This window comes from Actinoallomurus sp. NPDC050550, assembly GCF_040655075.1.
Taxonomy (GTDB): domain Bacteria; phylum Actinomycetota; class Actinomycetes; order Streptosporangiales; family Streptosporangiaceae; genus Actinoallomurus.
The window spans coordinates 36,242-62,607 of sequence record NZ_JBFAJC010000052.1; the positions used below are offsets into that span (position 1 = coordinate 36,242).

Below are 26,366 nucleotides of genomic sequence, written 5' to 3' on the forward strand. Positions count from 1 at the left end.
CTCCCCGGAGTCACTCGGTGCGGAGACGCTCGGGCGCGATCACACGGTGGAGCCGGCGCCGGGAGACCCTTGTGACCAGGACGGTGGCGAGCACGCTCAGGCCGCCCAGGAGCAGCGAGTGCCCGATCGCCCACAGGGACCAGGCGCCCTGGAGCCACAGGTTCACGGCCATCGTCACCAGGCTGGCGGCCACGGCGAGGCCGCAGACGGGCACGGAGGCGATGAGGCCCTGACGGGTGAGCACCCGGCGCAGCTCCCGTTCGGACGCGCCGCCCGCGCGGAGCGCGGCCATCACCGGGCCGCGTTCGAGAAGCGACTCGGCCTGGTGCACGAGGAGGGCGGCGGCGGTCACGACGATCGCGACCAGCAGAGCGAGACTGAGGAGCGTGAAACTCGTCACCGCGAACGGATCGAGGTCCCGCATGGCCAGGAAGTCCGCCTCGAACAGGCCGACCCCCGTTCCGATCGAGACGGTGAGGCCGACGACGGCGAGTGTCCGGCCCCACGGACGAGCGTCTGCCTCCAGAGCGCGTGACGCCAGCAGGGTCTCCGCCGAGCCGGCCCTGCGCCCGACCCACCGTGCCGCGAACCAGACAACCCACCCGGCGGACCACATCAGCGCGACCGGCAGGAGGAGCAGGCTCAGGAGGTCCACCGTACGCACGGTGTCGGGGGAGCCGCCGGGATCCACGAAGGTGTAGAGCAGCCAGACGGCGAGCGCGACCGTGCACGGCGGCAGGAGGAGCAGGAGGCCGTACCAGCGGGGCGGGCGCACGTTGGCGCGGCGTGTCACGCCGAGCGGCGTGGCGATGACGTGACGGCCGGCGAGCAGGCCGGAGACCGCCGCCGCGCCGATCACGATCGCCATGGCGGCCAGCCCCCACAGGGGCGGGACGTCGACGTCGGCGGGCGATCGCGGCGGCAGCAGGCTGCGGGCGCCCAGCTGGAGCAGGAGGTACGACGCGGCCCCGACGACGGTGCCGAGCACGGCCGTGCGGGTGACCTCGACCGCCCCGAGGATCCGGACCTCGCGCGGCGTCGCTCCCGCCAGCCGCAGTGCCGACAGCCGGCGCTCCCGGTCGGCGGCGGCCAGCCGCCCCGACTGGTAAAGGAACGCCGTGACCGGCAGGAGCAGCAGCGCGATCCCGAAGGCGGTGCCGCCCCGCGTGCCCGGATTGGCGATCGGGCCGAAGTGGTCGTCGAGCTGCCCGTGCAGGGCGAGCACGTTGGCCGCGCCGAACAGGAACCAGGTGGCCAGCCCCGCCCCGGTCGCCATCAGCCGCACGCGGGCGCGCTCCGGCGGCGAACCGCCGTGGCCGAGCATTCCCGCCACGGTCAGGAGCGCCCTCATGCCATCACCCCACTGACCAGGGCACCGTCGCGCAGCACGACCTCCCGGTCGGCGTGCGCCGCGACCTGGTTGTCATGCGTCACGATCACGACGGTCGCCTCGTTCGCCCGCGCGGCGCCCATCAGCAGCGACAGCACCCGCTCCCCGGCGACCGAGTCGAGCGCGCCGGTCGGCTCGTCGGCGAAGATGACCTTCGGTGTCGTGACGAGCGCCCTGGCGATCGCCACTCGCTGGAGCTGGCCCCCGGACAGCTCCGCCGGACGGGACTCGGCGACGTCGAGGGCGCCCGCCTCCTCGAGCCGGCCGTGCGCGACCGTCGTCGCCTCGGCGCGGCCCCGCCCGGCGAACAGCAGCGGCAGCGCGACGTTCTCCACTGCGGTCAGCTCGGGAACGAGCCGGTCGAACTGGAAGACGATTCCGAAGTCCTCTCGCCGGAGCCGGGTGCGGGCCGCGTCGTCGAGATCGTCGATCCGCTGCCCGGCGTAGTGCACTTCACCGGCCTCGGGAGACATGATCCCGCTCAGGCAGTGCAGGAGCGTCGACTTGCCCGAGCCGCTGGGGCCCGTGATCGCGACCGTCTCCCCGCGTTCGACGGTCAGGGAGACGCCGCGCAGAGCGTGCGTGCGGCCGAAGGCCTTCTCGATGTGTCGGGCTTCCAACAGGGTCATGAGCGGATCTCCTGAATGAGGTCGTCGATGCGCTGCCGGGCCGTCTCCATCCAGCGCAGGTCGGCGTCGAGGTGGTGCAGGGCGTAGTCCGCGGCCAGGAGCTCGCCCACCGAGACCCCTGCCGTGCGCTTGCGGGCCGTCAGCTCCCGCATCCGTTCCAGGTGCGCGGCCCGCTGCTGCAGGAGGTAGGAGTCGGCCGCGCCCTCGGCGACCAGCGCCATCACCACCCGGCTGAACAGCGGGCTGGACACGTACGGCGCGGGTGGCTCGATCTCGGCGAGCCAGCGGCGGACCTCCGCCGCCCCCTCCTCGGTGATCTCGTAGACGGTGCGCTCGGGACCGGCCTCCTGAACCGTCCCGGCGACGGTCACCCGCCCGTCGCGCTCCAGCCGCTGAAGGGTCGCGTAGACCTGTCCGTACGCGAGCGGCCGGGCGCCCGGAAGCCGCTCGTCGTGCTCGCGTTTGAGTTCGTATCCGTGCTTCGGCCGCTCGGTCAGCAGCCCGAGCAGGATGTGCCCGGTCGACATGAGGCCGACTATACACTCAATGTATTCATTGAATGAATAGCTTGGCCTGACGCGCCGAGAGCGCGGCGCGGGCGGGTCGGTCGCCGGTCGCGCCGTCGAGCAGCCGGGCAGGAGCGAGCGGTGGGCGAGCCGGAAAAGGGGCGGGCCCCCGGAAGATGCCGCACTTCCGGGGGCCCGCGAGCGGGGCTCAGCGAGGGGGGCTCAGTAGACGCTCACCCCGTACGCGCTGAGCGCTGCGGTGACCGGCTGGAAGAAGGTCGTCCCACCCGACGAGCAGTCGCCGCTGCCGCCGGAGGTCAGGCCGACCGCCGTGCTGCCGGAGTACAGCGGGCCGCCGCTGTCGCCGCCCTCGGCGCAGACGTTCGTCTTGATCATGCCGGTGACCGTGCCCTCGGAGTAGTTCACGGTCTGGTTGAGCGCGGTGACGGATCCGCTGTGGATGCCGGTGGTGCTGCCCCGGCGGGACACCGACTCGCCGACGTACGCGTTGCCGGCCGAGGTGATGTCCTGGCTGCCGACCTGGCCCGGGTGCGAGACGCCGCTGGCGTACGTGACGATCGCGTAGTCGTGGCCGGGGAAGGTGCTGGACCGTGTCGTGCCGATCAGCGAGGTGTGGCTCGAGTTGCTGTACCAGCTGGACGCGATGTTGCCGCAGTGGCCGGCGGTCAGGAAGTAGTACGTGCTGCCGCTGACGACGTTGAAGCCCAGGGAGCAGCGGTACTGACCACCGTAGATCGCGTCACCACCGGAGATCTTGGTGCTGAACACGCCGGGCACGTACTCCATGCGGACGGCGCCGCCGAGCTGCTGGGCCGCGGAGGTGACCTGGACGAGTTTGGACCCGGTCACCGAGTTGTCGACGGAGAGCACGACCTGGTCGGTCGTGGGGTCGACGCCCCAGGCCGTGCCCGGGACCTTCGCCGTACGGTCGAGGACGTTGATCGCCGACTGGAGCACGGCTCCGCTGTACGGGACGACCTTGGGGACGGCGCCCGCGTCGCGCACGGCCGAGGCGTCCGACTTCGAGGTGACCGTCACCACGAGCTTCTTCGTGGATTGGTCGAGGTACGAGCCCGCCGAGCGGGAACCGAGCCGCTGGGCGAGTTTCGTGGCGGTGTGCGATGGATCCGGCTGCGAGACGGACGCCTGGGCCGATGCTGCGAGCAGCGAGCCGCCGATCAGGGTGGTGGCGGCTGCGATCAGTCCAGCACGTCGGGGAGCAGTGAATCTCACACGAGCCTCCCTCAGGGGTGGCGGACGCGCCCCGGTGGCGTGTCCGAGGGACGGCAGGGCAATGGCGCTCGGCTCACGAGCGGCGGGGGACCGCCCGGGCGGGGTCGAGATCCGATTACCTGGCCTGCGCCAGATCCTCACAAACCTAGTCAAAGGCCGCAAGGTCAAACGTTAGTCCGGAATCGGTCACCCCATAAGCAGGCACATACTACTCGGTATCCGGGCTGGGTGTTCGCGGATGGGGCCGCGAAGTCAAGACCCTGGTCAAGACCCTCGTCAACGACGCTGCCGTGACGGCCGGAGGACCGGGCCGGCCGCCCGCTGCGGCGACGGCGAAACGGGCCTCTCTCTCCGGCGGACCCCGTCGGGAGCCGCGCGCCGCGCAGTCCGTCCGGTCGGGCACATCGACCGCGTTGTCGGCGGTACCGTTGAGGCGGCCGTGGCCGAGCCGTCCGATGCGCTCGCCCGCGGCCGACGGTCGAGGTCGGCATCCTCGGACCGCCTGTCGCGGTCGGGGTGCGCGACCTTCCAGGCGGCCTCCGTGCGCCGCGTCGCCACGCGGCTGTTCCCTCATCGGCGTCAGGGCCGGGGCCGTGAAGGTCAAGGGAACCTGAGAGTTCGCTGTGAGTCCCTGGGCCGAGCGTGGTAACGGCGTCGGTATGTGAGAGTCTTGGCTGGCAATGGACCATCCGGAATTCACAGCATTTGTCCTGGTCGCGGGCCTGCTTCTGGCCGCGGCGGCGCAGTGGCGCGACTGGCGTCCGTCGCTGCGCACCGCCCTCGGGGTGGGCATCGGACTGCGGCTGATCCTGCTGATCTCGGCGTCCACCGACTCCTGGCAGCCGGTCGACTTCAACGAGGGCTTCAGGGCGGCCGGTCAGGCGATCCTGCACCACCAGGACCCCGTCCTGGCGAGCCAGGGATCGTGGCACTTCCTGCCGATGATCCCGTACTTCTACGCCCTCGCGCTGGCCACGGGCCTGCCGTGGGAGATCGCCGGCCGGCTCTGCACCATCATCGCGGACGTCGTGCTGATCGTCCTGGTCGGTCGCCTCGCCGGGCGGAAGCACGGGGCTGCGGCGCGGTTCCAGTACGCCTGCAACCCGATCGCCCTGATGATCGCCGTCATCCACGCCCAGGTCGAGCCGATCTCTCTGGTCTTCCTCGTCGCCGCCTATCTGCTCGCGCGCTCTGCGCGGAACGGCGCGGAGAACGGCGTGGTCGGCCCGAACGGCGCGTGGGCGGGCGCCCTGTTCGGATTCGCGCTGTCGGCGAAGAGCTGGCCGATCATCCTGCTTCCGGTGGTCCTCGCGATGCTGCCGAACTGGCGGCAGCGACTGTACGGGCTGGTCGCGGCCGGCGCCGTCCCCGTCTTCTTCCTGGTGACGCTTCCGCTGGTCGTCAGCTCCTCCTGGGCCGACATGCTCAACGTCGCCCGCTACCTCGGCGAGGTACGCCCCATCGTCGGCGAATGGGGCTGGACCGCCCTGATGACGCACGGCAACTGGACACTCGCGCCGATGGCCGCGAAGGTCGGTCAGCTGATCCTCTACTCCACCATCGCCCTCGTCATATGGCTGTGGTGGCGGGCGGACCGCATCGACCAGACCTCTGCGGTCCTCCTGGCCTTCATGGTCGTCACGCCGCGGATGGGCGCGCAGTACCTGCTGTGGTTCGTGCCGTTCCTGTGTGCGCGGCCGACCCGCTGGAGCCGGGCCGCCATGACCGTCGGTGCCGTCTGGGCGGGCATCGGGTACATCTACCTGACGCAGTTCGACGACACCGGATGGTGGGAGAACCACAGCTGGTGGGCGATGAGCTCGGTCGCGATCATCCCGTTGCTCGTACTCGCCATGCCCTGGAGTCGGCGCCGGCCGAAGTCCGCCGACCGCCTCCTGGCCCCGGACACCGAACTGGTCCCCGTCGCCGAGTCATCGGCCTGACGGCGCGGCACCCGCTCGACCTGATCGTTTCGGGCGGGTGAACGGAGACACTCGGTGACGGACGGTTCGGCGGGGCGCCACCTGAAGGGGCGGGCGGGCGTTGCCTGTACGGGGAGGGCTCTGGTCGACGTTCCGTGCGGGCCGTCTGTACAGGGGGGCTCTGGTCGACGTTTCGTGCGGGCCGCCTGCGCGGGAGGGCTCTGGCCGACGGTGTCTCAGGCGAAGGTGGCCGTGACCGTGTGGCCGTGGTCGGGGTCTCCGGTCCAGGTGACGCGGGTGGCGAGGTCGGCGACGATGGGGAGGCCGCGGCCGTTCTCGGCGAGGTCGTCGTCCTGCGGTCTTCGATGCGGGCCGCTGTCCTCGAGCGACCCGCCCTGATCGGTGACAGAGACGGCGAGGCCGCCGTCCCAGCGGCGCACCTCGACGACGAACGTGCCGCCGGGCCGGCCGGAGCGCGTGTGGATGAGGGCGTTGCCGGCGAGCTCGGCCACCGCCTGGACCGCGTCGTCGGCGCGGCGGCAGTCGTCGAGGAGGAAGGCCACGAACCGGCGGACGAGCCGAGCCTGGTCCGGGCGGCCGGGGAACGTGCGACGCCAGCACATCATGGCGGTGGTGGCGGTCGACGTCGTCTCGTGGAGCGTGGCGGTCACGGTGGTGCGCCCTCCCGTCGGATGGGGTGAGTGCCGAGGGCCAGAGGAGATGGCCGATCTCCCAGTGGTCCCGCGAGCACGACACGGACCCGAGGGGTGGGTCGGGGGCCGGCTCTGCCGGAGCGGTGGCGACTCAAGCGGCCGGTGACGTATCGGCGCGCCTGCGATTCCCTGCCGTACCCAACTCGAGCGACCCCTTCGATCACATGGCGTGTTCGGGTTCTTACGCATAGTGCTCCGCGCGGCTCATCCGCGCAAGCGGTTCGCTGAGAATTCTCAGGATGTACTGTTCGGTAACAATCTGAAACCGATTGCTCGCTCAGAGTGACGTCGCCACACTGGGCTCGTGCCGGATCCCTCACCGACCATCCGTGAACGCCGAATCGCGATCGAGGTACGGCGTCTTCGCGAACAGACCGGTCTCACCCTCGACCAGGCGGCGGAGCGGCTCAAGTGGAGCCGCGCCACGCTCGGCCGGATGGAGACCGCCGTCCGACGGATCAAACCCGTCGAGCTCCAACGGCTCCTCAACACCTACAAGGTGGACGGCCGGCGCCGCGCCGACCTCGTGGAGCTGGCCCGCGGCGCACGAGAACGCGGCTGGTGGCATCGCTACACCGACACCCTGCCCGCCGCGTACGCCACCTACATCGCACTGGAAACCGAGGCCCGCTCACTGCGGTGCTACGACGCGTTGGTCGTCCACGGCCTGCTGCAGACCGAGGACTACGCACGGGAGGTGATACGGGCCGGACTCATGCAACTGGCCTCCGACTCTGAGGTCGAGCGGCGGGTCGAAGTGCGCCTCAACCGTCAGGCGCTGGTCACCGACCGCGACCCTCCGTTGGAGCTCTGGTGTGTGATCGACGAGAACACCCTGCGCCGCATGATCGGTGGCACGGACGTGATGCGGGCGCAGTACACCCACCTCGCCGAGCTGGCCGAGCGTTCCAACGTCACCATCCAGGTACTCCCGCACGACATGGGTGCGCATCCGGGTGTGGAGGGCACCTTCTCAATCCTGGAGTTCCCGGAGCGCTTCATGCCGGACGTCGGCTACATAGAGGCGCTCAACGCCGCCCTCTATGTAGAGGATGACGCGCACGTCCATGCCTACTCACTCGTCTTCAACCATCTTGTCGCCGATGCGCTCGGTATCGGCGAGTCAGCCGCGTTCCTCCGCCGACTGGCGGCAGGAGAGACATAAGGAAGGTCGCGATGACCGGTAAGTCCATCCCCCCTTGGCGCAAATCAATCCGGAGCAACGCCTCGAGTGGCTGCGTTGAAGTCACCTGGATCGATGGAGCGTTCCCGGCCGGTTTGGAGGCGGCTGCCCGACCGTCCGAGTGACGTGTTCGAGGGGGCGGAGCCGACGCGCCGTCACGGCGTGCGGCGTCGGTTCCGCCTCACCGCTCGGCTCAGGTGTGGTCCTTGCGGACGGCGTCGAGGGCGAGTAGGGCGACGTGGAGGGAGGCGCAGGACTCGACGTCCTCCAGGTCTACGGCGAGTACGCGTTCGATGCGGCGGAGCCGCTCGTACAGGGCCGGGCGGGACAGGTGGGCGCGTTGGGCGGTGAGGACCTTGTTGCGCCCGCTCCCGAGGTAGAGGTCGAGCACGTGGACGAGGTCGCTGCCGCGCTGGGCGTCGTACGTCAGCAGCGGGCTCAGCTCGCGCTCGGTGAACGTCTGCAGGCGCGCGTCGTCGCGGAGCAGGTGGAGCAGGCCGCGCAGCCGTAGATCGGGCAGGCGGTAGAACAGCCGGCCGTCGGTGCGTTCGGCGGCGACGTCGGCGACCTGTTCGGCCTCCAGGAACGACCGGCGGACGTCGCGTACGGACTCCACGGTCGAGCCTACGGCCATGACGAACGCCTCCGCGCCGCCGCGCGGGCGTGCGGTCCGGCCTCCGGGATCCGTCGCGCGGCCGCCTGCGGCCGTCCCGCAGTGGTGGGCGCGGAGGCGGCGCGCCACCTCGCACAGGACGTCGTCCTCGACGGCGCGGGAGGGGAGTGAGGCGAGCACGCCGACCCGGGCCTGCGGGGAGCTCTCGTCGAGGGTGCCGACGAGCGCGGGCAGGTTCGCCTCCCGGCAGGCCGCTGCGGTCGCCTCGGCCAGGTCGGCGATCGAGTCGGTGGACGACGTGGCGTCGTCGTCCTTCAGGCCGAGTGCCGGGGGAGGGCTGGGCCGGGCAGAGGCCCGGGGGAGGACCACGATTCCGAGCAGGCGGCGTCCGGTGAGCGGCACGCCGAGTGCGCGGGCGCGGGCGGCCGCCTCCTGCGGGTCGGCGTACGCGTGGGCGAGGATGCCGTTGATGATCGAGCCGTGGGCTTGGCGTTCGAGGCTCTCGGCGTGCCGGTCGAGCAGTCGGCCGAGGGCGAGGGTGGTCGCCGCGCGTTCGACGAGGACGACGTCGCGGGGCGACGGCGGATCCATCGAGGTGATGATGAGCCGCCCCCAGTCCTCGCCGCGCGCGCCGACGACCGTGATCAGCCAGCGCGAGGACTCGTCGTACGCCGTGCGCTCCTCGGGACTCACGGCGCGCGAGCGGATCTCCCAGCCGGTCAGCAGCTCGGCGGGGTCGGAGCCGGCCATCTCGGCGGCGAGCACCTGGTGGGCGAGGTTCTCCAGCACGACGGGGTGCCCCGCGAGGCCGGCCACCTGGCGGACCACCTCGGCCGGCGGTGCGCCGTCGACGGACAGCTGGGTGAACACCTCATGCAGCTTCTCCGAGGCGCGCAGCTCGGCGAGCTGGGCGTCGATGATCTGGGCGTGCACGGCCTCGGTGACGTCGACGAAGGGTGTCTCCCGTGCCCAGGCGATGAGCGGGAGGCCGTGCTCCTCGGCCGCCGCGACGAACGCGTCGGGCAGCTCGCGCGCGTACTTGCGGCCCAGCTCGACGATGAGGCCGCTGACGCCCACGTCGGCCAGTTCGGCGACGTACGTGCGAAGGCGGGCGGGATCGTCCGGCAGCGCGATGCCGGTGGTGAGCACGAGCTCGCCGCCGCGTAGCAGGTGGGCGATGTCGGTGACCTCGGCGGAGTGCACCCAGCGGACGCGGGCGTCGAGGTGGTCCGCGCCGGCGATGATCCGGGGCTCGCCCCGCCGGACCGCGTCGAGCCGCAAGACGTCGGCCAGAGTGGGCAGCACATCTGTGATGCTATGTAACCGGAGCGAGGAGGAGCCAGATGGACCGGCTGGACAGCGACGCCATCGACCGCGAGCTGGCGACGACCCCGGGCTGGGAGCTCGCCGAGGACGCGATCGTCAAGACCGTGACGTTCAAGGACTTCAAGGAGGCGATGGCGTTCGTCAACCGGGTGGCGGAGGTCGCCGAGGAGCAGAACCACCACCCGGACATCGCGATCCGGTGGAACAAGGTCACCCTGACGCAGAGCACGCACGTCGCCGGAGGCCTGACGGAGTACGACTTCCGCCTCGCCCGCCGCCTCAACGAACTCTGATGGCCGGCGGCGAACGCGACGCGGCGAGCGGACGCGAAGCGAGTGAGGAGCAGGAGCGAGCCATGGGCTCGCGCCCGACACATTGACAGATGCGGCGTATGGACATTGACAGTCTGTCGGGTGGCGCTTTGGGGTGTTCAGCGGGAAGACTCGTGTTATGTCGGACTTGCTTGCACGTCATCGCGCGGTCATGCCGAACTGGATGGCCCTCTACTACGACGAGCCCATCGAGATCGTCAGCGGGAAGGGCAACCGCGTCACCGACGCGGACGGCCGGTCGTACCTCGACTTCTTCGCCGGGATCGTCACGAACACGCTCGGTTACGACCTTGCCGAGGTGCGCGAGGCCGTCGAGCGCCAGCTCCGTACCGGGGTCGTGCACACCTCGACGCTCTATCTCATGCGCGGCCAGGTCGAGCTCGCCGAGAAGATCGCCCGCCTCTCCGGCATCGACGACGCCAAGGTGTTCTTCACCAACTCCGGGACCGAGGCGAACGAGACGGCCCTGCTGCTCGCGACGTACGCGCGCAAGAGCAACCAGGTCTTCGCCATGCGGCAGAGCTACCACGGCCGCTCCTTCGGCGCGACCGCGATCACCAGCAACCGCACCTGGAAGAACAACGCGCTGTCGCCGCTGACCGTGAACTTCCTGCACGGCGGTGACCGGCATCTGCCGCAGTTCCGCGGGCTCTCGGACGCCGACTTCATCGAGGTCTGCGTGGCGGACCTGCGGCACAACCTCGCCACCGTCACGGCCGGCGACGTGGCCGCGATCATCGCCGAGCCGATCCAGGGCGTCGGCGGCTACACCGTTCCGCCGGACGGGCTGTACGCGGCGTACCAGGAGGTTCTCGCCGAGCAGGGCATCCTGTTCATCGCCGACGAGGTGCAGACGGGCTGGGGCCGGACCGGCCAGAACTTCTGGGGCATCCAGAACCACGGCGTGACGCCCGACATGATGACGTTCGCCAAGGGGCTCGGGAACGGCTTCGCCATCGGCGGCCTCGTCGCCCGCGGCGAGCTGATGGACTCGCTGCACGCGACCGGCCTGTCGACGTTCGGCGGCAACCCGATCTCCACTGCTGCGGCCAACGCGACGCTCGACTACATCCTCGACCACGACCTGCAGGCCAACGCCGCCAAGGTCGGCGAGCAGATCATCGACGGCCTGCGGGAGGCCGGCGACCGGCTGCCGATCGTCACCGAAGTGCGCGGCAAGGGCCTGATGTTCGCGATCGAGCTGACCGAGCCGGCGCTCGCCGTACGGATGCTGGAGGAGACCAAGGCCCGCGGGCTGCTCATCGGCAAGGGCGGCCTGTACGGCAACACCATCCGGATGGCCCCGCCGCTCACGCTCACCGAGGACGAGGGCAGGGAGGGCCTCGGCATCCTCATCGACGCGCTGGAGGCGATCTCGTCATGAAGCAGATCACGCACTGGATCGGTGGCAAGCCCTGGACCGGGACCGCCGAGCGTCAGGGCGACGTGTACGACCCGGCGACCGGGCAGGTCGCGGGGCGGGTGGACTTCGCCTCGGCCGACGAGGTGAACGCCGCCGTGGCGGCGGCGCGCGAGGCGTTCCCCGCCTGGCGGGACGCGTCCCTCGCCAAGCGCGCGAACGTGCTGTTCGCGTTCCGTGAGCTGATCAACCGGCACCGCGACGAGCTCGCCGCCGCGATCACGTCCGAGCACGGCAAGGTACGGGCCGACGCGGCTGGCGAGGTCGCCCGCGGCCTGGAGGTGGTGGAGTTCGCCTGCGGGATCCCGCACCTGCTCAAGGGCGGCTTCTCCGAGAACGTCTCCACGCGCGTCGACTCCTACTCCATCCGCCAGCCGCTGGGCGTGGTCGCCGGGATCACGCCGTTCAACTTCCCGGCCATGGTGCCGATGTGGATGTTCCCGCTGGCCATCGCCTGCGGGAACACCTTCGTGCTCAAGCCCTCGGAGAAGGACCCGTCGGCCTCGGTCCTCATCGCCGAGCTGTGGAAGGAGGCCGGGCTCCCCGAAGGCGTCTTCAACGTCGTGCACGGGGACAAGGCGGCCGTCGACGGGCTGCTCACGCACCCGGACGTGAGCGCGGTGAGCTTCGTCGGCTCGACGCCGATCGCACGCTATGTGTACGAGACCGGCACCGCGCACGGCAAGCGGGTGCAGGCCCTCGGCGGCGCGAAGAACCACATGCTGGTGCTGCCCGACGCCGACCTGGACCTGGCCGCCGACGCGGCCGTCTCCGCCGGGTTCGGCTCGGCGGGGGAGCGCTGCATGGCGATCTCCGCGGTCGTCGCCGTCGACCCGGTCGGCGACGAGCTGATCGCCAAGATCAAGGAGCGGGTCGCGAAGCTGACCGTCGGACCCGGCGACCGCGACAGCTCCGAGATGGGCCCGCTGGTCACCGGGGCGCACCGGGACAAGGTCACGTCCTACCTCGACGGCGGCGTCGCCCAGGGCGCCACGCTGGCCGTGGACGGGCGTGAGCACGCCCTGCCGGGCGGTGACGGCTTCTGGCTCGGCCCGACGGTCCTCGACCACGTGACGCCGGAGATGGCCTGCTACCAGGACGAGATCTTCGGTCCCGTCCTGTCGGTCGTACGGACATCGTCGTACGAGACCGGCATGGAGCTGATCGCCGCCAACCCGTACGGCAACGGCACCGCCGTCTTCACCAACGACGGGGGCGCCGCCCGGCGGTTCACCAACGAGGTCGAGGTCGGGATGGTCGGCGTGAACGTTCCGATCCCGGTGCCGATGGCCTACTACTCCTTCGGCGGCTGGAAGGCCTCGCTGTTCGGCGACACCCACGTGCACGGCACCGAGGGCGTGCACTTCTACACGCGTGGGAAGGTCGTCACCTCCCGGTGGCTCGACCCGTCCCACGGCGGCGTCAACCTGGGGTTCCCCACGAACGGCTGACCGGCGTCGGCGTGATCGCACCCGCGCCGGCGGGTGCGATCACGCACGTCCGGGCCGGCCCGTGTGATCAGGCGGCGGGTGCGGTCAGGTGTCCGGGCCGAGCGGGGGAGCGGTGCGCTTCCCGCCGGCCCCGGCGGCGAAAGGGCGGCATGGTGCGTTCCAAGCCGCTCGTCCCGCGTGCCGTCATTCGGCATTAAAGAGCCCTGATGCCCGTTTCATTGCGCAGGTCGCTGAATTTAGATATCGGCGGCCTGTTTTCAATTCACGTTCCGAGGCATTTCCGGACGGCGTTAAATCGGGTGATTGTCACCTGGAGGTCAAAGCGGGGTGGCGGAGGGTGGTCTCGGGCGGCGGGCTGGTCCACGATGGAGCGAGGGGCCCGTCCACAGGGGGTTGAGCAAGATCATCTTCGCGTGTCCGTCGCGAGCATCCGATCATCTTGAAAATCTCTCAGCTTTCGCGAGTATTGGTTTGCCCTCACCTGGCAGCTTGACAGCCAAAACTACAAATACTAGCCGGAGCTCTTGACCTGCTCTGTGGCATACGACACACTGCGTTTGTCGATAGCTGTTGGCGCAAACTTCAGAAGTTCCCCGGTTGCCAGGGAGCACCCCATGTCTGCCGACGACTCGCCCGACCAGACGCCGTTCTCACTGCTCGCCGTGTTGGCGGCGCGCTACCCGGAGTGGACGATCTGGTTCGGCGAGGCCACCGGCCACTGGTGGGCACTCCCTCCCAACGACCGGGGGCCCGGCGAGTTCATCGAGGCTCCGACCGTGAAGGAGCTCGTCGAGTCCATCGAGGCGCTCAAAGCGCGTCCCCGAATCCCCTATCAGACCGGTGCCCCATCGCCGGGCACTGCGCCAGGCAGGCTTCCCGCCGCCTCCCGACCCGGTGGGTCGTTCCGATGACCCGCCGCTGTACGCGACCCGAGACGGCCGCACCCAAGCCGCGGTCTCAGGCGAGCATTTGTCGGTCACGCCGCCTCCCCCTCCAACACCTCCGTGACAGGCGTGACCGCAGAGGGGCGCTCTCCTGAGGCCGCAGGAGTCCGGGCAACCGTGTAGCCCCCGGCACGGTTGCCCGGACCTCCACTTCTCCTGATCGTGGGTCCGGTCCGCACTCGCCCGCACATGTCGTTACGCTCGCGAGAGACGTGTTCGATGAGACGGGAGCGGGATGAGGGGTTCACGACGGCGCACGGCAGCCGTGTCGGCCGTGCTGGCCGCCGTGCTCGGCCTGGCCGGCTGCAGCGGTGGCGGTGGAAGCGGAGACGGCGGCCACCGCGTGCGAGAGGTCCGGGCGGCCGACACCATGGGACCGGGTGAGGGCTCGGTCGCCCTCCTGACGTGGAGCGGCTACGCCGAGGACGGCTCCAACGACCCCCGGGTCGACTGGGTCACGCCGTTCCAGAAGAAGACCCGGTGCCGGGTGGACGTCAAATACGCGGCCAACGCGCAGGAGATGCTCCAGCTGATGTCGAAGCCGAATCTCCGCTACGACGGCGTCGCCGCGCCACCGGAGATCGCCGGGCAGCTCGTGGCAGACCGGCAGGTCGTGCCGGTCAACCCCGACCTGATCGACGGGTACAAGGACCTCGAACCGGCCCTCCGCGCGCAGCTCACCAAGGCCGGCAAGCCCTACGGAGTGCCCTTCACCTGGGGGGCGAACCTCCTGATGTACGACCAGAAGGTCGTGCGCACGGCCCCGGACAGCTGGGGCGCGCTGTTCGATCCGGCGGAGGCCAAGAAGTACGCCGGCCGTCTCGTGGTCCGCGACAGCCCGCTGACGTTCGGCGACGTCGCCCTCTACCTCAAGGCGCACGATCCGAAGCTGAAGATCAAGAACCCGTTCGCGCTGACCGGCAAGCAGCTCGCCGCGGCGCAGTCGGTCATCGCCAAGCAGCACCCGTACGTCAGCACGTACTGGCTCAACCCGTCCGACGCCATCGCGCCGTTCGCCGACGGGCAGGCCGCCCTGGGCCAGGTCTGGCCCTACCAGGTGGACGTGCTCAGCCGGAGCGGCCGGTCCGTCGCCGGGGTGACCCCGCGCGAGGGCGTCACCGGCTGGATGGACGCCTGGATGGTCGGGGCCCGTGGGAGCCATCCCAACTGCATGTACCAGTGGCTCAACTGGGTGAGTTCTCCGGAGGTCCAGCAGCAGGTGGCGGAGTGGGACGGCGTCGCCCCGGCCAATCCGGAGGCCTGTGGGCGCGACCGGCTGCGCGCGCAGTTCTGCAGTGCCTACCACGTCGGCGACCGGTCGTACCTCAACAAGATCATCTTTGCCCGTACGCCCGCGAAGGACTGCGGCGGACCGGGCGAGGACTGCGCCGACTACGCCGCCTGGACCCGCGCCTGGCAGACCGCACGCCACTAGGGCCTGTCTCGAAGTCCCGCTGTCCTACTGCGCGGCGTCCAGAGTGCGAGCTCGCCGCGAACGAGATCCACCGGACACGCCCTAGCCGCGTCCGGATCGGATGACCGAAAAGAGGAGACGCGCGCTCGGCCGCCCCCGCCGAGCGCGCGTCTCTCATCGGGCGTCCTGGGCTCCCCCCGGACCCAGGACGCTCCTTTTCCGGTTAGGCTCTGATCTTCGCGCGCCGGCCTCGGGTCTGCTGGACCGGAATGCGCAGCGCGGGGGCGCAGTCATCGCAGGCGAACACGCGAGAGTCGTCCGGCAGCCGGCCGACGTGTACACGGGGTCGGGGCCACCTCTTGTGGCAGATCACGCACGCCTCACCCCAGCATTGCTCGATGGTGAGGCCCCTCGGATCGAATGTCGGTGTGGAACGGGCCATGACGTCCCCCCAAACTTCTCGGCTCCGTTCGGCCTCCATTTCTACCGGTGGGCTGGTGAGGCGTCAGTGTGGGAAACCACAAGGCAGGGCAAAACCCTGGAGAATTGCCGCTCGCATACGATTCTCCGGGATTAGCGCTCAGTTTTGGTCAGGCACCCAACTGCCATGAAAGCCAGCCGGAACTCGGGTCGGCAGGTGTATCCGGGCGACCGGCTCGCCGGTGAAATCCTGTGCGGCGAGGATGATGAGGTCGGTGGCGCCACGCTCGGGATCGAACGCCAGGGCCATGACGTAGCCGTCGTCCTCGGCGGCGTCGGGCGAGCGCGGGGCGAAGACCGCCTCCCCGACGGCGGCGCCCGCCGCGAATTCCCGGACCTCGGCGACGCCCGTCAGGTAGTCGTGCTTGAGCAGCGCCTCGCCGGCCTTCGTGCGCAGCAGCTCCGCCGCGCTCACCGTGTAGCCGTAGCGGTGCGGCTCGGAGACGAGACGCTCGTCGACCCGGGGGAACTCCTGTGGCCGGTCGTCGATGCGCTGGGACGAGAGCCTCCCGGCCGCGGGGTCGATCGTCCAGCGGTCCAGGGCGGGCGCGGGGGTCTCCTCCAGCCGGCCGCTCACCAGCATCTTCGGATACCGCGCCACGTCGACGACGAGCCGGTCCCCGTCCTCGTACGCGTTGAGGGTGTGGAACACGAAGCAGGGATCGATGTCGATCCAGCGCACGGAGGAGCCGTCGCCGTCACGAGGCATGATCCCCACGCGTGCCGGATGCGCGGGGTTCCAGGCGTAGGGCAGCCGCGCGCCGTCGGCCGCGAGGTCCATGCTGAAGGTCACCGGCAGGTCGTAGAGGATCACGTGGCGTTCGGTGAGCGCGAAGTCGTGCATCATCGGGCCGTCCTGCACCGGGACGTTCACCGTCCGGGTGACGGCGCCCTGGGCGTCCACGACGAGGTACTGGATGTACTCCCAGCCGAAGTGGTACGCGACGGCGTGCAGCTCGCCGGTGCGCGGGTCGTGCTTCGTGTGCGCGGTGTAGGCCCCCGGCAGCGTGCCGCCGAAGTCGAACGGGCCGACCGTGTCCAGCTCATAGGACAGCTCGTACGGGCGCGGGCCCGCCTCGACCAGTGCGAGCGTGCGGCCCGCGTGGGCGAGGACGTGTGTGTTGGCCGCGAAGTCGAAGTCCTCGTCGTCGGGGCCGCCCGGCCATTCCTCGCCGGGCCATTCCTCGCCGAGCCGGCTTGCGACCTCGCGCGACCGGACCCACCGGTTGCGGTACCACTCGGCGCGGCCGTCGCGCAGCCGGACGCCGTGCACCATGCCCTCACCGACGAAGAGGTGGTAGGCCTCCGGGTCCTCCAGGCCGAGCGGGTTGGGGCCGTTGCGCAGGTAGCGGCCGTTCAGTTCGACGGGAATTCGCCCGGTGACGGGCAGGTCGAAGGCGGTCACCTCGTCGGTGGCCGGCGCGAACGCACCGGTCAGGAATCGCGTGGTCACTGGTCCTCCTCCTCTGTTGGCGCGAAGCCGAATCCGATGGCGGTGATGGCCGCCGTGAACACGGCGTCCGGATCGGACAGGTGGCCGGCGAGCTCCAGGCTCACGACGCCGTGGGCCACCGACCAGAGCGACTCGGCGATCACCTTCGGATCGCCCGAGGGGATGCGGCCCTGCTCCAGGCAGGCGGCGACGGCGCGCTCGAGGTGGCCGAAGGTCTCCTGAGCGACGTCCATCGCCTCGGGACTCGGCTCCCATCCGGAGATCGGCCGGCCGAACATGAGGTCGTAGTAGTTGCGTGCGGCGAGCGCGGTGGCGCGGTAGGCGTGGCCGAGCGCGTACAGGCGGTAGAGCGGGTCGTCCTCCCGGACGGCCTCGAAGCGCCGGCTGAAGCGGGAGAACCCCTCGACGTACAGCGCCTCGACCAGCCCGTCCTTCCCGCCGAAGAGGGTGTACAGGACCGTCGTCGAGCAGCCCGCGGCCGACGCGATGCGCCGCATGGACAGCGCCTCGGGCCCCTCGGTCGCCAGGAGTTCGCCGGCGATGTCGAGCAGGGTCGTACGCAGGGCGGACTGTCCGCGCACCTGGGCCCGCGCATAAGGGGTTGCGTCCATCGACGATCCCTTCAAAAACAGCGTTATTGGCCAATAACACTGTTACTACGCTCCTCCGGGTCGGCGTGTCAAGTCCCCGGTCGGCTGACAGCGGAGCATGCGTTGTGCCATCCTGCGGACGGTGCGCAAGTACGTGGTCATGGGAGTACCGGGAAGCGGCAAGAGCACCCAGGGCGCCATGCTGGCGCGCGAGTACGACCTCGTGCAGATCAGCGTCGGCGACGTCTTCCGATGGCATGTGAAGAACCACACCAAGATCGGCGCTCAGGTGCGCCGGATCATGGCGGACGGGCAGCTGGTCGGTGACGACCTCGTCGAGCGGATCGTCCGTGACCGCCTCGACCAGCACGACTGGAACTACGGCTTCATCATCGATGGGTTCCCGCGCAACCGCCGTCAGGCCGAGTTCTTCCTGGAGAGCTACGACATCGACGGCGTGATCTACCTCGACCTGCCGGACTCCGAGGTCCGCCGCCGGGTCCTCGCCCGCCGGCTCTGCTCCGTGTGCGGCATGGACTACAACCTCATCGAGGACCGGCCGAAACGGCCCGGTCGCTGCGACGTCTGCGGCGGCGAACTGGTCACCCGGGAGGACGACACTCCCGAGGCGCTCGCGGCCCGCCTGCGCGACTACCACGAGAAGACGAACCCGGTGCTGGAGCTGTTCCGGCGCAAGGAGTTCGTCTTCGGGGTCGACGCGCAGCACGACCCGGAGACGGTGCAGCGGGATATCCGCGAGCGACTGGGCCTCGACGGGCACCATCCCGTCCGGCCTCTCGAAGAGGACGACTCCGCGCGTCCCGATTGACGCGGGCGGCACCCGGATGTTCGGCTGAGACCATGACCGCCGCCGAGGACCTCGTCCGCCGTGCCCGCGCGGAGAACCCGCCGGGAGGCAACCGCTTCCTCGACCTGCTGGAGGCCTCGGCCGTGCCACGGGAGCGGCTGACCTGGCTCGCGGGGGAGCAGTGGCACATCGTGCGCAGCGACCGCCGCAGTTTCGCCCTCTTCGCCGCACGCTTCCCGGACCCGCCGGCAGGTGACCTCTTCCTCGCCCTGGCCGGGGGCGAGGGCACCGCGCTGGGCCTGCTGGCCGGCTTCGCCGCCGCCCTCGGGCTGACGGAGGACGACCTGCGAGCGTACGAGCCGCGTCCGCTCGCGCAGGCCTATCCGGCGTACCTCGCGTGGAGCGCCCTGTCGGGCACCCGCAGCGGCCTCGCGCTCGCGATGCTGGCCAACCTCGAGGAGTGGGGGACGTACTGCGGCCGGACGGCCGACGTCCTCGCCTCCCGGTACGACCTCGCCGAGGAGGGCGTCGCCTTCTTCCGCTACTTCGCCGCGCCGCCGCCCGGCTTCGCCGAGCAGGCGACGGCGGTCATCGAGCAGGGGCTGGCGGCCGGGGAGGACCCGCGGGAGGCGCTGCGCGCCGCCCGCATGCTGCACGCCTACGAGTCGGCGTTCTGGGCGGCGCTCGCCGAGGGCCTGTGACCCGCCGGGGCGGGTGATTCGAGGCCGAGGGACGTGAACATGTCGGCGAGTTCGGCCTCGAACAGGGGCGCCCCGTCGTCCAGCATGAACTTCACGTGCCCGAACGCCTCCATCGCGACGAGGCCGTACAGCCGCACCCAGGCTCCGGCGTAGAGGCGGATCAGGCCGAGCGGGACACCGGCCCGGTCGAGGCCGCACGACTTGGCGAAGTGCAGGAGCTGGTCGCGCAGCGCGGGCGGGATGTCCTCGTCGGCGGGCACGGGGAACCGCTCGCGTTCCCACAGATCGGCCATCATGGTGAAGAAGACGGCGCCGAAGCCTATGGGGGAGGGGCCGGCGTCCTTCGCCGGCGGCGCGTACCCCGGGGGCGGAGCCCCGAAGATCATCGTGAACTCCGGCCGGTGGTCGAGCGCCCAGCGCCGGAAGGCCCGCGACGCCTCGGCGAGTCGGCCGATGAGATCCTCGGCCGGCACGGTGTCCCGGGCCGCCTCGACCGTCTCGCGGATCTCGCCCTTGTAGCCCTCGATCATGGCCGCGATGAGGTCGTCCAGGCTCGCGTAGTAGCGGTAGAGGGCGGGCGCGGTCATGCCCATGTCGCGGGCGATGGCCCGCACGGAGATGCCCGACGGGCCGTGGGCCCGCAGGTGCCGGCGCGCCGCCTCCTGGATCTCGCGCACGGTGGCCTCGCGCATGCGTTCGCGGCGGGTCGTCACGCTGCTCCCTTGACAGTTGTTAACGATGTGTGCTTCGGTAAACAGCGTTAACGAATAAACGGTGTTAACTCTTCTGATCGTCGATAACAGGTTACTCCGGGGGGAGCCGACCATGCTCGAATCACTCGCCCGCCTGACCCACCGCCGACGCCGGTGGGTCCTGGGCGCGGCCGCCGTCTTCGCCGTTCTCGCCGTCGTGTGGGGCACCCAGGTCTTCGGGGCGCTCAAGGGCGGCGGCTTCGAGGATCCTCATTCCGAGTCGGCGCGGGCCACCGCGCTCATCAACGAACGGATCGGCCCGCCCGCCGGAGACCTGGTCGTGCTCTACGAGAGCGCGTCGCGCACCGTGGACGACCCGGCCTTCCGCGACGCCGTCACCCGAACCCTCGACCGGCTGCCCCGCGACCAGGTCCGGGGCGTGACGACGTTCTGGAACACCGGCTCGCCGGCCCTCGTCTCCCGCGACCGGCACGCGACCTACGTCGCCGTACGGCTCGCCGGGGCCGACGTCCCCGCACGCGTCACGACCTACGAGAAGGTCCGCGACCGGTTCGCCGCGCCCGGCCTCACGACCCTGCGCGGCGGCACCGTCGCCGTCAACAGCCAACTCCACGACCAGACCTCGAAGGACCTGGCGCGGGCCGAGACGATCTCGATGCCCATCCTGCTGATCCTGCTCGTCGTCATCTTCGGCAGTGTGATGTCCGCGCTGCTCCCGCTCACGATCGGCGGCGTCGCCATCCTCGGCGCGTTCACCGTCCTGCGTGTGATCACCATGACGACGGACGTGTCCACGTTCGCGATCAACATCATCACCATGCTGGGGCTCGGGCTGGCCATCGACTACTCGCTCTTCATCGTGACGCGCTTCCGCGAGGAGCTCGGCCGCACGGACTCCGAGCGCGAGGCCCTGACCCGCACGATGACGACCGCCGGCCGCACCGTCGCCTTCTCCGGCGTCACGGTCGCCATCGCGTTCGGCGGCCTGCTGCTCTTCCCGCAGATGTTCCTGCGGTCCATGGGCCTCGGCGGCATCGCGGTCGTCCTCGTCGACATGGTGGCCGCCCTCACCGTCCTGCCGGCCCTGCTCGCGGTCCTCGGGCGGCGGGTCGACGCGCTCCGCGTCCTGCCCCGCCGACGGGCGGACGGCGCGGAGCGCGGACCGTGGTTCCGGCTCGCGCACAGCGTCATGCGCCGGCCCGTGGCGTACGCGGTCGGCGTGACGATCGTCCTGCTCGCCCTCGGGGCGCCGTTCCTCGGCATCCGTTTCGGCAGCATCGACGTCCGCGCGCTGCCGAGCAGTTCGGAGGCGCGTACGGTCGCGACGACCCTCGACCGCGACTTCGCGCACGGCGCGCTCTCGCCGATCGACGTCGTGGTCACCGGCCCCGTGTCCCGTCCGCAGCTCGACGCCTACGTGAACCGGCTGCGCGGCGTCCCCGGAGTCACGACGGCGACGCTCGCCGACACCGGACGGGACGCGACGCACATCGCCGTACGCTTCGGCGCCGACCCCCAGTCCGGTGACGCCCGCGACCTGGTCCGGCGGATCCGCTCGCTGCCCGCGCCCGGTGCCGCGTACGTCGGTGGGGAGACCGCTCAGCTGGTGGACCTGCTGAGCAGCCTGGGGCGTGTCCTGCCCTGGGCCGCGCTGTTCGTTGGGGCGGTGACGTTCGCGCTGCTGTTCGCCGCGCTCGGATCGGTCCTGCTGCCGCTCAAGGCCCTCGTCATGAACGTGCTGTCGCTGAGCGCCGCCTTCGGCGTGATGGTCTGGGGGTTCCAGGACGGCCACCTCGCGGGCGTGCTCGGCTTCACGTCCACCGGTACGGTCGAGGCGTCGCAGCCGGTGCTGATCCTGGCCGTGGCGTTCGGGCTGTCGATGGACTACGAGCTCTTCCTGCTCAGCCGGGTCCGGGAGGAATGGCAGCGGACACGGGACAACACCGCCGCCGTGGCCGCGGGGCTGCAGAGCACCGGCCGGATCATCACCAACGCCGCCCTCCTGCTGGCCGTCGTGATCGCCGCGTTCACGACGTCGGACATCTCCTTCATCAAGCTGATCGGCGTCGGCCTGCTCGTCGCCGTGGTCGTCGACGCCACGCTCGTACGGGCGCTGCTCGTGCCGGCGACGATGCGGTTGCTGGGCCGGGCCAACTGGTGGCTGCCCGCCCCGCTGCAGCGCCTGCACGCCCGCGTCGCCCTCCGCGAGTCCGGCTGAGACGAGCGATGGGACCCGTGTTCGGAGTTCGGGCAACGGGAACCGCACTCGCAGGACCGGCCGATACGGGCTGACGGGTCTGGCCGGTGTGGGCTGACGGATCCGGCCGGTGTGGGTTCCCCGTTCCGACGGGGCGACCACACCGGCCGGTCACGGCGTCGGCGTCGAGCCGGTCACGGCGACGGAGGTCGTGGGCCGGTCTCCGTCCGGAGCGTCTTCTCGAAGCAGAGGCTTCGCGGCGGATGGGATCCGAAGGGCGGGATGCGCACGTACCCGCTGGACTCGTACAGGCCGGCGTCCCGGAGATCGGCCGCCTTCAGGCGCGCGATCCGGCAGCGGCGCCGGCGAGCGAGATCCTCGGCCCCGCGCAGCAGCAACCGGATGACGCCGACGCCGCGATACTCCGGCCGGACGTAGATCTGGCCGACCTCCGCGCCCTCCGCACCGGACGCCTGCCGGCCCGCCGCGGTGACCCACCGCACCCCGGCGCAGCCGATCGGCTCGCCGCGTTCACGGGCGACCAGGAAGACCGTTCCCGGCTCGGCCGCCGGCGGGTGGTCGGCGTCCGCGCCGAACCGGGCGGCCAGCTCGGCCGCCTGCTCGACGTGCAGGCCGGTCACGATCGGGTCGTCGAAGGACGCCTCGACGAGTTCGACGCGGGAGCTGCTGCTCATGCCAGGCCACAGTAGGGAATCGGCCGCTCGCGCGCGGCCGGTTCGCTGTCTATCTGCTGACCCGGCGGACAGCCGCGCCGAGATAGGCGCCGACCGCGGCGAACGGGCCGCCCCGGCGCCCGAGAGGAAGTTGCCCATCACGCCCGCGACTCCGTACACCGGGGAGCAGCGTGCCGGCCGTCGCCGCTGTGCTCCTGGGGAGGATGCACGCGACCCCTGATTGATCGAGAATGTAGCTTTAATGTGACATGCGTCATATGAATTTGCTGAGGCCCGGCAAACACGGACAGCTCCTACTGACGGCTAAAAGCCCGTCACATCACCCCGAACGAAAAGAGGGACACATGTCGGAGACCTGCACGCACCCCACATGGCGGAAGGTCGGGGACAAGGTGATTGAGTGCACGGAGTGCGGACACCAGGAAACCACCAGCTGATCCGGTCCCGGCGTGGGCGCCCCTACTAAGGGGCGCCCAGTGACATGACAAAGCGTCGTCGGGGATTCCCTGAGGGCGCGAGACCAGCAGCCTCGACGTACGCCGCATTGCGGCGTGCGTCGAGGCACCTCTTCCGTTCTATTCGGAGGATGATCTTATAGTTCATGGGCGGCACGCCGTTGATGCTCTTGCCTGCCTTGTAGGTCGCAATGAGACCTCGGCAGGGTGTCCAAGCTTTTGAGTCGCGTGTTCGCCCCTTTGCCAGGACCGTGGCGTCAAGCGCACGCAGATCGCCCCGGATCCGGGCGGCGGTCAGCGCCCGAAGCCGGACTATCGCAAGTACCTGGATCCATCCGGAGCCGGGGACGGTGCACGTCAAAAAGACGTGATGACGGTGACATCGCAGATCTGGAGGATCGCCATGTGCACACCCGTGCCGACGAACGACCCGCCGCGCCGCCCGACGATCGAGCCGCGGCCGGATGAGCCGCGGCCGCATGAGCCGGCACCGGACATGGTCTGGTAACCGGCGGAAAAGGGCGTAGAGACCTATGCGTCTCTGCCCACAACAGCGGCCCTGCCCTTCTCTGGGCAGGGCCGCGTCTCCGCGTTGAGGCCACCGATACGACTGCCGGCGAAGACGGCCGAGTTGATTGCCGCGCGGCTTCCCGCGCCTGGGCAGACCTGGATCGACGCCGGGTCTCCTTCGCCGCCTGCTGTCGGCGACGTGAGGCGAGTCGCAGCGGCGACCGGGCGGGTCGGCTCGATCAGGCCGGGCGGCGCGGCCGGTGGGGCGCGACCCGAGGCCGCGGCGCGGCGGTGGAGCGGAAGGCGGGGAAGACTTGCGATTTCGGGTTGCGAATCCGCAGGCGCACGGACTTTAGAGGTCAGGAGGCCGCGCCGTAGAGTGCGGTATACGACCAGGCAAAGCCAGAGCCCGCCTGCCAAACGAGAGGTCCATGACCAGTGTCAACCATCCTGAGCGACCTCGAGCTCGAGTCACCGCTCGTCGGCACGACGGTGACCGCGCACATCAAGGCCGGCGGCCCTGACGGATTCAACTGCACCGTCTATGACGCCGGCACCGGACAGGCTTGGGATGCGCTCCTGCTGCGCGCCGACGCGTACGACCTCCCCGAGGGAACGCCACCGCCCCGGTTGGAGCCGGGGGACACCCTCGTCGCGCTCGTCACCGGCGTCGCCGAGGGAGAACAGGACGGCGCGGAGCGGCTGCTGCTGTCGGTGACGGCTCCCGAACTGGTCGAGCGGATCCTGTCGGGATTCGTCGACGAGATCCTCGCGGGGAAGGTCGTCATCAAGAACGTGGCGCGGGTCGCCGGTACCAAGGCGAAGGTCGCCGTGGCTCCGACGACCTTGGGAGTCGACGCTCGGGGCGCCTGCATCGGCCGGGGCGCCAGCCGGATCAAGGGTGCGGAGCGGCTGCTGAACCACGCGTTCGGCAGGGAGAAACTCGAGATCATCGAATACTCCAGCGACCGGGCAGCCTATCTGCGGAATGCGATGAGCCCCGTCGCGGTCACCGACGTCCTCGTCGAACGCGATGACGCGGTCGTGGCGGTAGAGGAGCACCAGCTCTCCGGCGGCATCGGCGCGGGCGGCCTGAACGCCCAGCTCGCCGGGCAGCTGACCGGCCTCTATGTTCAGGTGGTCAAGGCCGGCACCGACCTCCGGAAGGCGATGGACCGGCTCAAGGCCGATCAGGCCGCGTCGGACTCGGCGGACCAGGTTTGAGATCAGACATAGCGATGCGTTCCACGGTCGTTCACGCGAGGGCTGGGTCTCCGCCCCGCGGTGTCGAAGATCTGCGCGGCGATGATGAGGATTACCTGGACCGGGAATCTCTCATTCTCGCCGGCCAGGCCCTGACCTGGCAGTCCGTGTTCAGCAGCGGCCCGCTCACCGCGGTGCCGATCAGCGGGACGTCCGCCTTGCTCGTACGCCATGACGAGGAGACGCGACCGGAGGAGTGGCACGATCGGTTCGTCATGGGCCTCGTCCACCGGATGAAGGGCGAGCTGTCGATCGCGGCGGTCACGGCCAGGCTGCTCGCCGAGGCGGCCGGCGAAGATTCCGGGGACGACACCGAACTCCTCGCCTCGGCGATCGACGGGTTCGTCGGACTGCTCGGAGAACTCGAGGAAGTGCGGACGCCCGAAGGGCTCGCAGAGCAGATGGTGAGGGACGTACTCCGTACCCATACCGCGCTGCTGAACGGACTCGAGCATCAGCAGGTGTCGGTCCGCGAGCACGAGGAGTTCACCATCCACACCGTACGGTCGGCCTCCGCCCATTTGACCCGAAGTGAACTCGAACAACTGGGGCGGCAGGTCGGGCTGCCCTGGCCCGCCCGGCCCAAGAACGGGCTCGGCCGCGACCTGGGAATGGCCCGGTGGCGCGCCACCGTGCAGAGCCAGCGCCACCAGATGTGGTGCCGGGTGGAGAAGAAGAACGTCCTCGTCACTGAGCTTTGGTTTCGGGAACCTCAGAAGCGGCCGGGATGATGTATCCGTATCCCATCTTGGTCACCACGAGGCCTTCGCCGAGCTTGCGGCGCAGCCGGGAGATGTGCTCGGTGAGCGTCCGAGAAATGCCCCGGTCGGTGCCCCAGACCTGCAGCATGATCTCCTCCTTGGAGACCGCGCGGCCGCGGTTGAGCGCCAGGAACTCCAGGACGGCATATTCCATCGGGGCCAGCTGCACCGTCACCCCGTGCTTGAAGACCTGTCGCGCCGAAAGGTCGATCCGTACGGGCGGAAGCTCGACCAGGTCGCTTCGCTCCCGATCGGTCGTCCTGCCGGCACCGGCCGAGCTACGCCGTAGCACCGCGTGGATCCGAGCGAGCAGCAGCTCCGGGTCGAACGGCTTCGTGATGTAGTCGTCGCCGCCGAGCCGCAGCCCGAGGACCTGCTCGTGTGGCTCGCTGCGAGCGGTCAGCAGGATCACGGGCGTGTTGTTTCCCTCTTCGCGCAACTGATGGATGAGGGACAGCCCGTCCATGTCGGGGAGGTTGAGGTCGAGCAGTGCGAGGTCGATGTCCATGCGGCGTAGCGCGTGCCGGGCCTGTTCCACGTTGGACACGGACCTCACCTGAAAATTGCGCCTGGTCAGCAGGCTTGTAACGACCTTGATGAATCGCGGGTCGTCGTCGATGAGGAGAACAAGTGGCACGAATCC

Annotated in this window: 23 protein-coding genes; 12 read left to right on the forward strand and 11 right to left on the reverse strand. The window is 70.1% G+C overall.

Annotated features, from left to right (window positions below; genetic code table 11):
* Nucleotides 1-10: 10 nt before the first annotated feature.
* The 4 genes from AB0I04_RS43500 to AB0I04_RS43515 form a co-directional block, all read right to left on the reverse strand.
* Nucleotides 11-1,351, reverse strand: a complete 1,341-nt coding sequence (locus tag AB0I04_RS43500) for an FtsX-like permease family protein (protein ID WP_360898590.1) — start codon at nucleotides 1,349-1,351, stop codon at nucleotides 11-13.
* A complete protein-coding gene (locus tag AB0I04_RS43505) occupies nucleotides 1,348-2,019 on the reverse strand; it encodes an ABC transporter ATP-binding protein (RefSeq protein WP_360898592.1) in 672 nt (223 codons plus the stop codon). Before AB0I04_RS43505 ends, AB0I04_RS43500 begins: the two co-directional genes overlap by 4 nt.
* Complete coding sequence (locus tag AB0I04_RS43510) at nucleotides 2,016-2,546, reverse strand: PadR family transcriptional regulator (protein WP_360898594.1); 531 nt, start codon at nucleotides 2,544-2,546, stop codon at nucleotides 2,016-2,018. Before AB0I04_RS43510 ends, AB0I04_RS43505 begins: the two co-directional genes overlap by 4 nt.
* A 201-nt stretch (nucleotides 2,547-2,747) precedes the next feature.
* Entirely contained in the window at nucleotides 2,748-3,779 is a 1,032-nt protein-coding gene (locus AB0I04_RS43515; RefSeq protein WP_360898596.1) for a S1 family peptidase, read from the reverse strand.
* Nucleotides 3,780-4,459: 680 nt separating this feature from the next.
* Between AB0I04_RS43515 and AB0I04_RS43520 the strand changes: the two genes are divergently transcribed.
* A complete protein-coding gene (locus AB0I04_RS43520; protein WP_360898598.1) occupies nucleotides 4,460-5,722 on the forward strand; it encodes a glycosyltransferase 87 family protein in 1,263 nt (420 codons plus the stop codon).
* Between the two features lie 215 nt (nucleotides 5,723-5,937).
* On the opposite strand, the gene AB0I04_RS43525 is transcribed toward AB0I04_RS43520, so the two are convergent.
* A complete protein-coding gene (locus AB0I04_RS43525; RefSeq protein WP_360898600.1) occupies nucleotides 5,938-6,372 on the reverse strand; it encodes an ATP-binding protein in 435 nt (144 codons plus the stop codon).
* Nucleotides 6,373-6,718: 346 nt separating this feature from the next.
* Here AB0I04_RS43525 and AB0I04_RS43530 point away from each other — a divergent pair, with 346 nt between their 5' ends.
* A complete protein-coding gene (locus AB0I04_RS43530; RefSeq protein ID WP_360898602.1) occupies nucleotides 6,719-7,579 on the forward strand; it encodes a helix-turn-helix transcriptional regulator in 861 nt (286 codons plus the stop codon).
* Between the two features lie 211 nt (nucleotides 7,580-7,790).
* Here the strand turns inward: AB0I04_RS43530 and AB0I04_RS43535 are convergent, their stop codons facing one another.
* The gene (locus AB0I04_RS43535; protein WP_360898604.1) at nucleotides 7,791-9,515 is read right to left on the reverse strand and encodes a PucR family transcriptional regulator; all 1,725 of its coding nucleotides are present in this window, start codon (nucleotides 9,513-9,515) and stop codon (nucleotides 7,791-7,793) included.
* Nucleotides 9,516-9,553: 38 nt separating this feature from the next.
* Between AB0I04_RS43535 and AB0I04_RS43540 the strand changes: the two genes are divergently transcribed.
* From AB0I04_RS43540 to AB0I04_RS43560, 5 genes are all read left to right on the forward strand, one after another.
* Nucleotides 9,554-9,829 carry a 4a-hydroxytetrahydrobiopterin dehydratase gene (locus AB0I04_RS43540; protein WP_360898606.1) on the forward strand — a complete coding sequence of 92 codons (276 nt, stop codon included), beginning with the start codon at nucleotides 9,554-9,556 and terminating at the stop codon, nucleotides 9,827-9,829.
* A gap of 157 nt (nucleotides 9,830-9,986) precedes the next feature.
* Complete coding sequence (locus AB0I04_RS43545; protein ID WP_360898608.1) at nucleotides 9,987-11,252, forward strand: aspartate aminotransferase family protein; 1,266 nt, start codon at nucleotides 9,987-9,989, stop codon at nucleotides 11,250-11,252.
* A complete protein-coding gene (locus AB0I04_RS43550) occupies nucleotides 11,249-12,739 on the forward strand; it encodes a CoA-acylating methylmalonate-semialdehyde dehydrogenase (protein ID WP_360898610.1) in 1,491 nt (496 codons plus the stop codon). The genes AB0I04_RS43545 and AB0I04_RS43550 overlap by 4 nt, the downstream gene beginning before the upstream one ends.
* A 614-nt stretch (nucleotides 12,740-13,353) precedes the next feature.
* A complete protein-coding gene (locus AB0I04_RS43555; protein WP_360898612.1) occupies nucleotides 13,354-13,650 on the forward strand; it encodes a hypothetical protein in 297 nt (98 codons plus the stop codon).
* 268 nt (nucleotides 13,651-13,918) lie between these two features.
* On the forward strand, nucleotides 13,919-15,118 hold the full coding sequence (locus AB0I04_RS43560) for an extracellular solute-binding protein (protein ID WP_360898614.1): 1,200 nt from the start codon (nucleotides 13,919-13,921) through the stop codon (nucleotides 15,116-15,118).
* A gap of 559 nt (nucleotides 15,119-15,677) precedes the next feature.
* On the opposite strand, the gene AB0I04_RS43565 is transcribed toward AB0I04_RS43560, so the two are convergent.
* Together AB0I04_RS43565 and AB0I04_RS43570 are read right to left on the reverse strand one after the other, a co-directional pair.
* Nucleotides 15,678-17,030, reverse strand: coding sequence for a carotenoid oxygenase family protein (locus AB0I04_RS43565; protein WP_360898616.1), 1,353 nt, complete (start codon nucleotides 17,028-17,030; stop codon nucleotides 15,678-15,680).
* Nucleotides 17,027-17,641: a TetR/AcrR family transcriptional regulator gene (locus tag AB0I04_RS43570; protein ID WP_360898618.1), complete on the reverse strand. Its 615-nt coding sequence runs from the start codon at nucleotides 17,639-17,641 to the stop codon at nucleotides 17,027-17,029. The genes AB0I04_RS43565 and AB0I04_RS43570 overlap by 4 nt, the downstream gene beginning before the upstream one ends.
* 121 nt (nucleotides 17,642-17,762) lie before the next feature.
* On the opposite strand from AB0I04_RS43570, the gene AB0I04_RS43575 reads away from it, so the two are divergent.
* Together AB0I04_RS43575 and AB0I04_RS43580 are read left to right on the forward strand one after the other, a co-directional pair.
* Nucleotides 17,763-18,449: a nucleoside monophosphate kinase gene (locus tag AB0I04_RS43575; protein WP_360898620.1), complete on the forward strand. Its 687-nt coding sequence runs from the start codon at nucleotides 17,763-17,765 to the stop codon at nucleotides 18,447-18,449.
* Nucleotides 18,450-18,481: 32 nt separating this feature from the next.
* On the forward strand, nucleotides 18,482-19,129 hold the full coding sequence (locus AB0I04_RS43580; RefSeq protein ID WP_360898622.1) for a hypothetical protein: 648 nt from the start codon (nucleotides 18,482-18,484) through the stop codon (nucleotides 19,127-19,129).
* Here AB0I04_RS43580 and AB0I04_RS43585 read toward each other — a convergent pair.
* Complete coding sequence (locus AB0I04_RS43585) at nucleotides 19,087-19,842, reverse strand: TetR/AcrR family transcriptional regulator (RefSeq protein WP_360898624.1); 756 nt, start codon at nucleotides 19,840-19,842, stop codon at nucleotides 19,087-19,089. The genes AB0I04_RS43580 and AB0I04_RS43585 overlap by 43 nt on opposite strands.
* A 112-nt stretch (nucleotides 19,843-19,954) precedes the next feature.
* On the opposite strand from AB0I04_RS43585, the gene AB0I04_RS43590 reads away from it, so the two are divergent.
* The gene (locus AB0I04_RS43590) at nucleotides 19,955-22,060 is read left to right on the forward strand and encodes an MMPL family transporter (RefSeq protein WP_360898626.1); all 2,106 of its coding nucleotides are present in this window, start codon (nucleotides 19,955-19,957) and stop codon (nucleotides 22,058-22,060) included.
* A 173-nt stretch (nucleotides 22,061-22,233) separates the two neighbouring features.
* On the opposite strand, the gene AB0I04_RS43595 is transcribed toward AB0I04_RS43590, so the two are convergent.
* Nucleotides 22,234-22,734, reverse strand: a complete 501-nt coding sequence (locus AB0I04_RS43595) for a GNAT family N-acetyltransferase (RefSeq protein ID WP_360898628.1) — start codon at nucleotides 22,732-22,734, stop codon at nucleotides 22,234-22,236.
* Nucleotides 22,735-24,137: 1,403 nt separating this feature from the next.
* Here AB0I04_RS43595 and AB0I04_RS43600 point away from each other — a divergent pair.
* Both AB0I04_RS43600 and AB0I04_RS43605 read left to right on the forward strand, forming a co-directional pair.
* Nucleotides 24,138-24,923 carry a hypothetical protein gene (locus tag AB0I04_RS43600; RefSeq protein ID WP_360898630.1) on the forward strand — a complete coding sequence of 262 codons (786 nt, stop codon included), beginning with the start codon at nucleotides 24,138-24,140 and terminating at the stop codon, nucleotides 24,921-24,923.
* Nucleotides 24,924-24,937: 14 nt separating this feature from the next.
* Entirely contained in the window at nucleotides 24,938-25,693 is a 756-nt protein-coding gene (locus AB0I04_RS43605) for a hypothetical protein (protein WP_360898632.1), read from the forward strand.
* Here the strand turns inward: AB0I04_RS43605 and AB0I04_RS43610 are convergent.
* Complete coding sequence (locus tag AB0I04_RS43610) at nucleotides 25,650-26,360, reverse strand: response regulator transcription factor (RefSeq protein WP_360898634.1); 711 nt, start codon at nucleotides 26,358-26,360, stop codon at nucleotides 25,650-25,652. The two genes, AB0I04_RS43605 and AB0I04_RS43610, sit on opposite strands and share 44 nt — an antisense overlap.
* Between the last annotated feature and the right edge of the window lie 6 nt (nucleotides 26,361-26,366).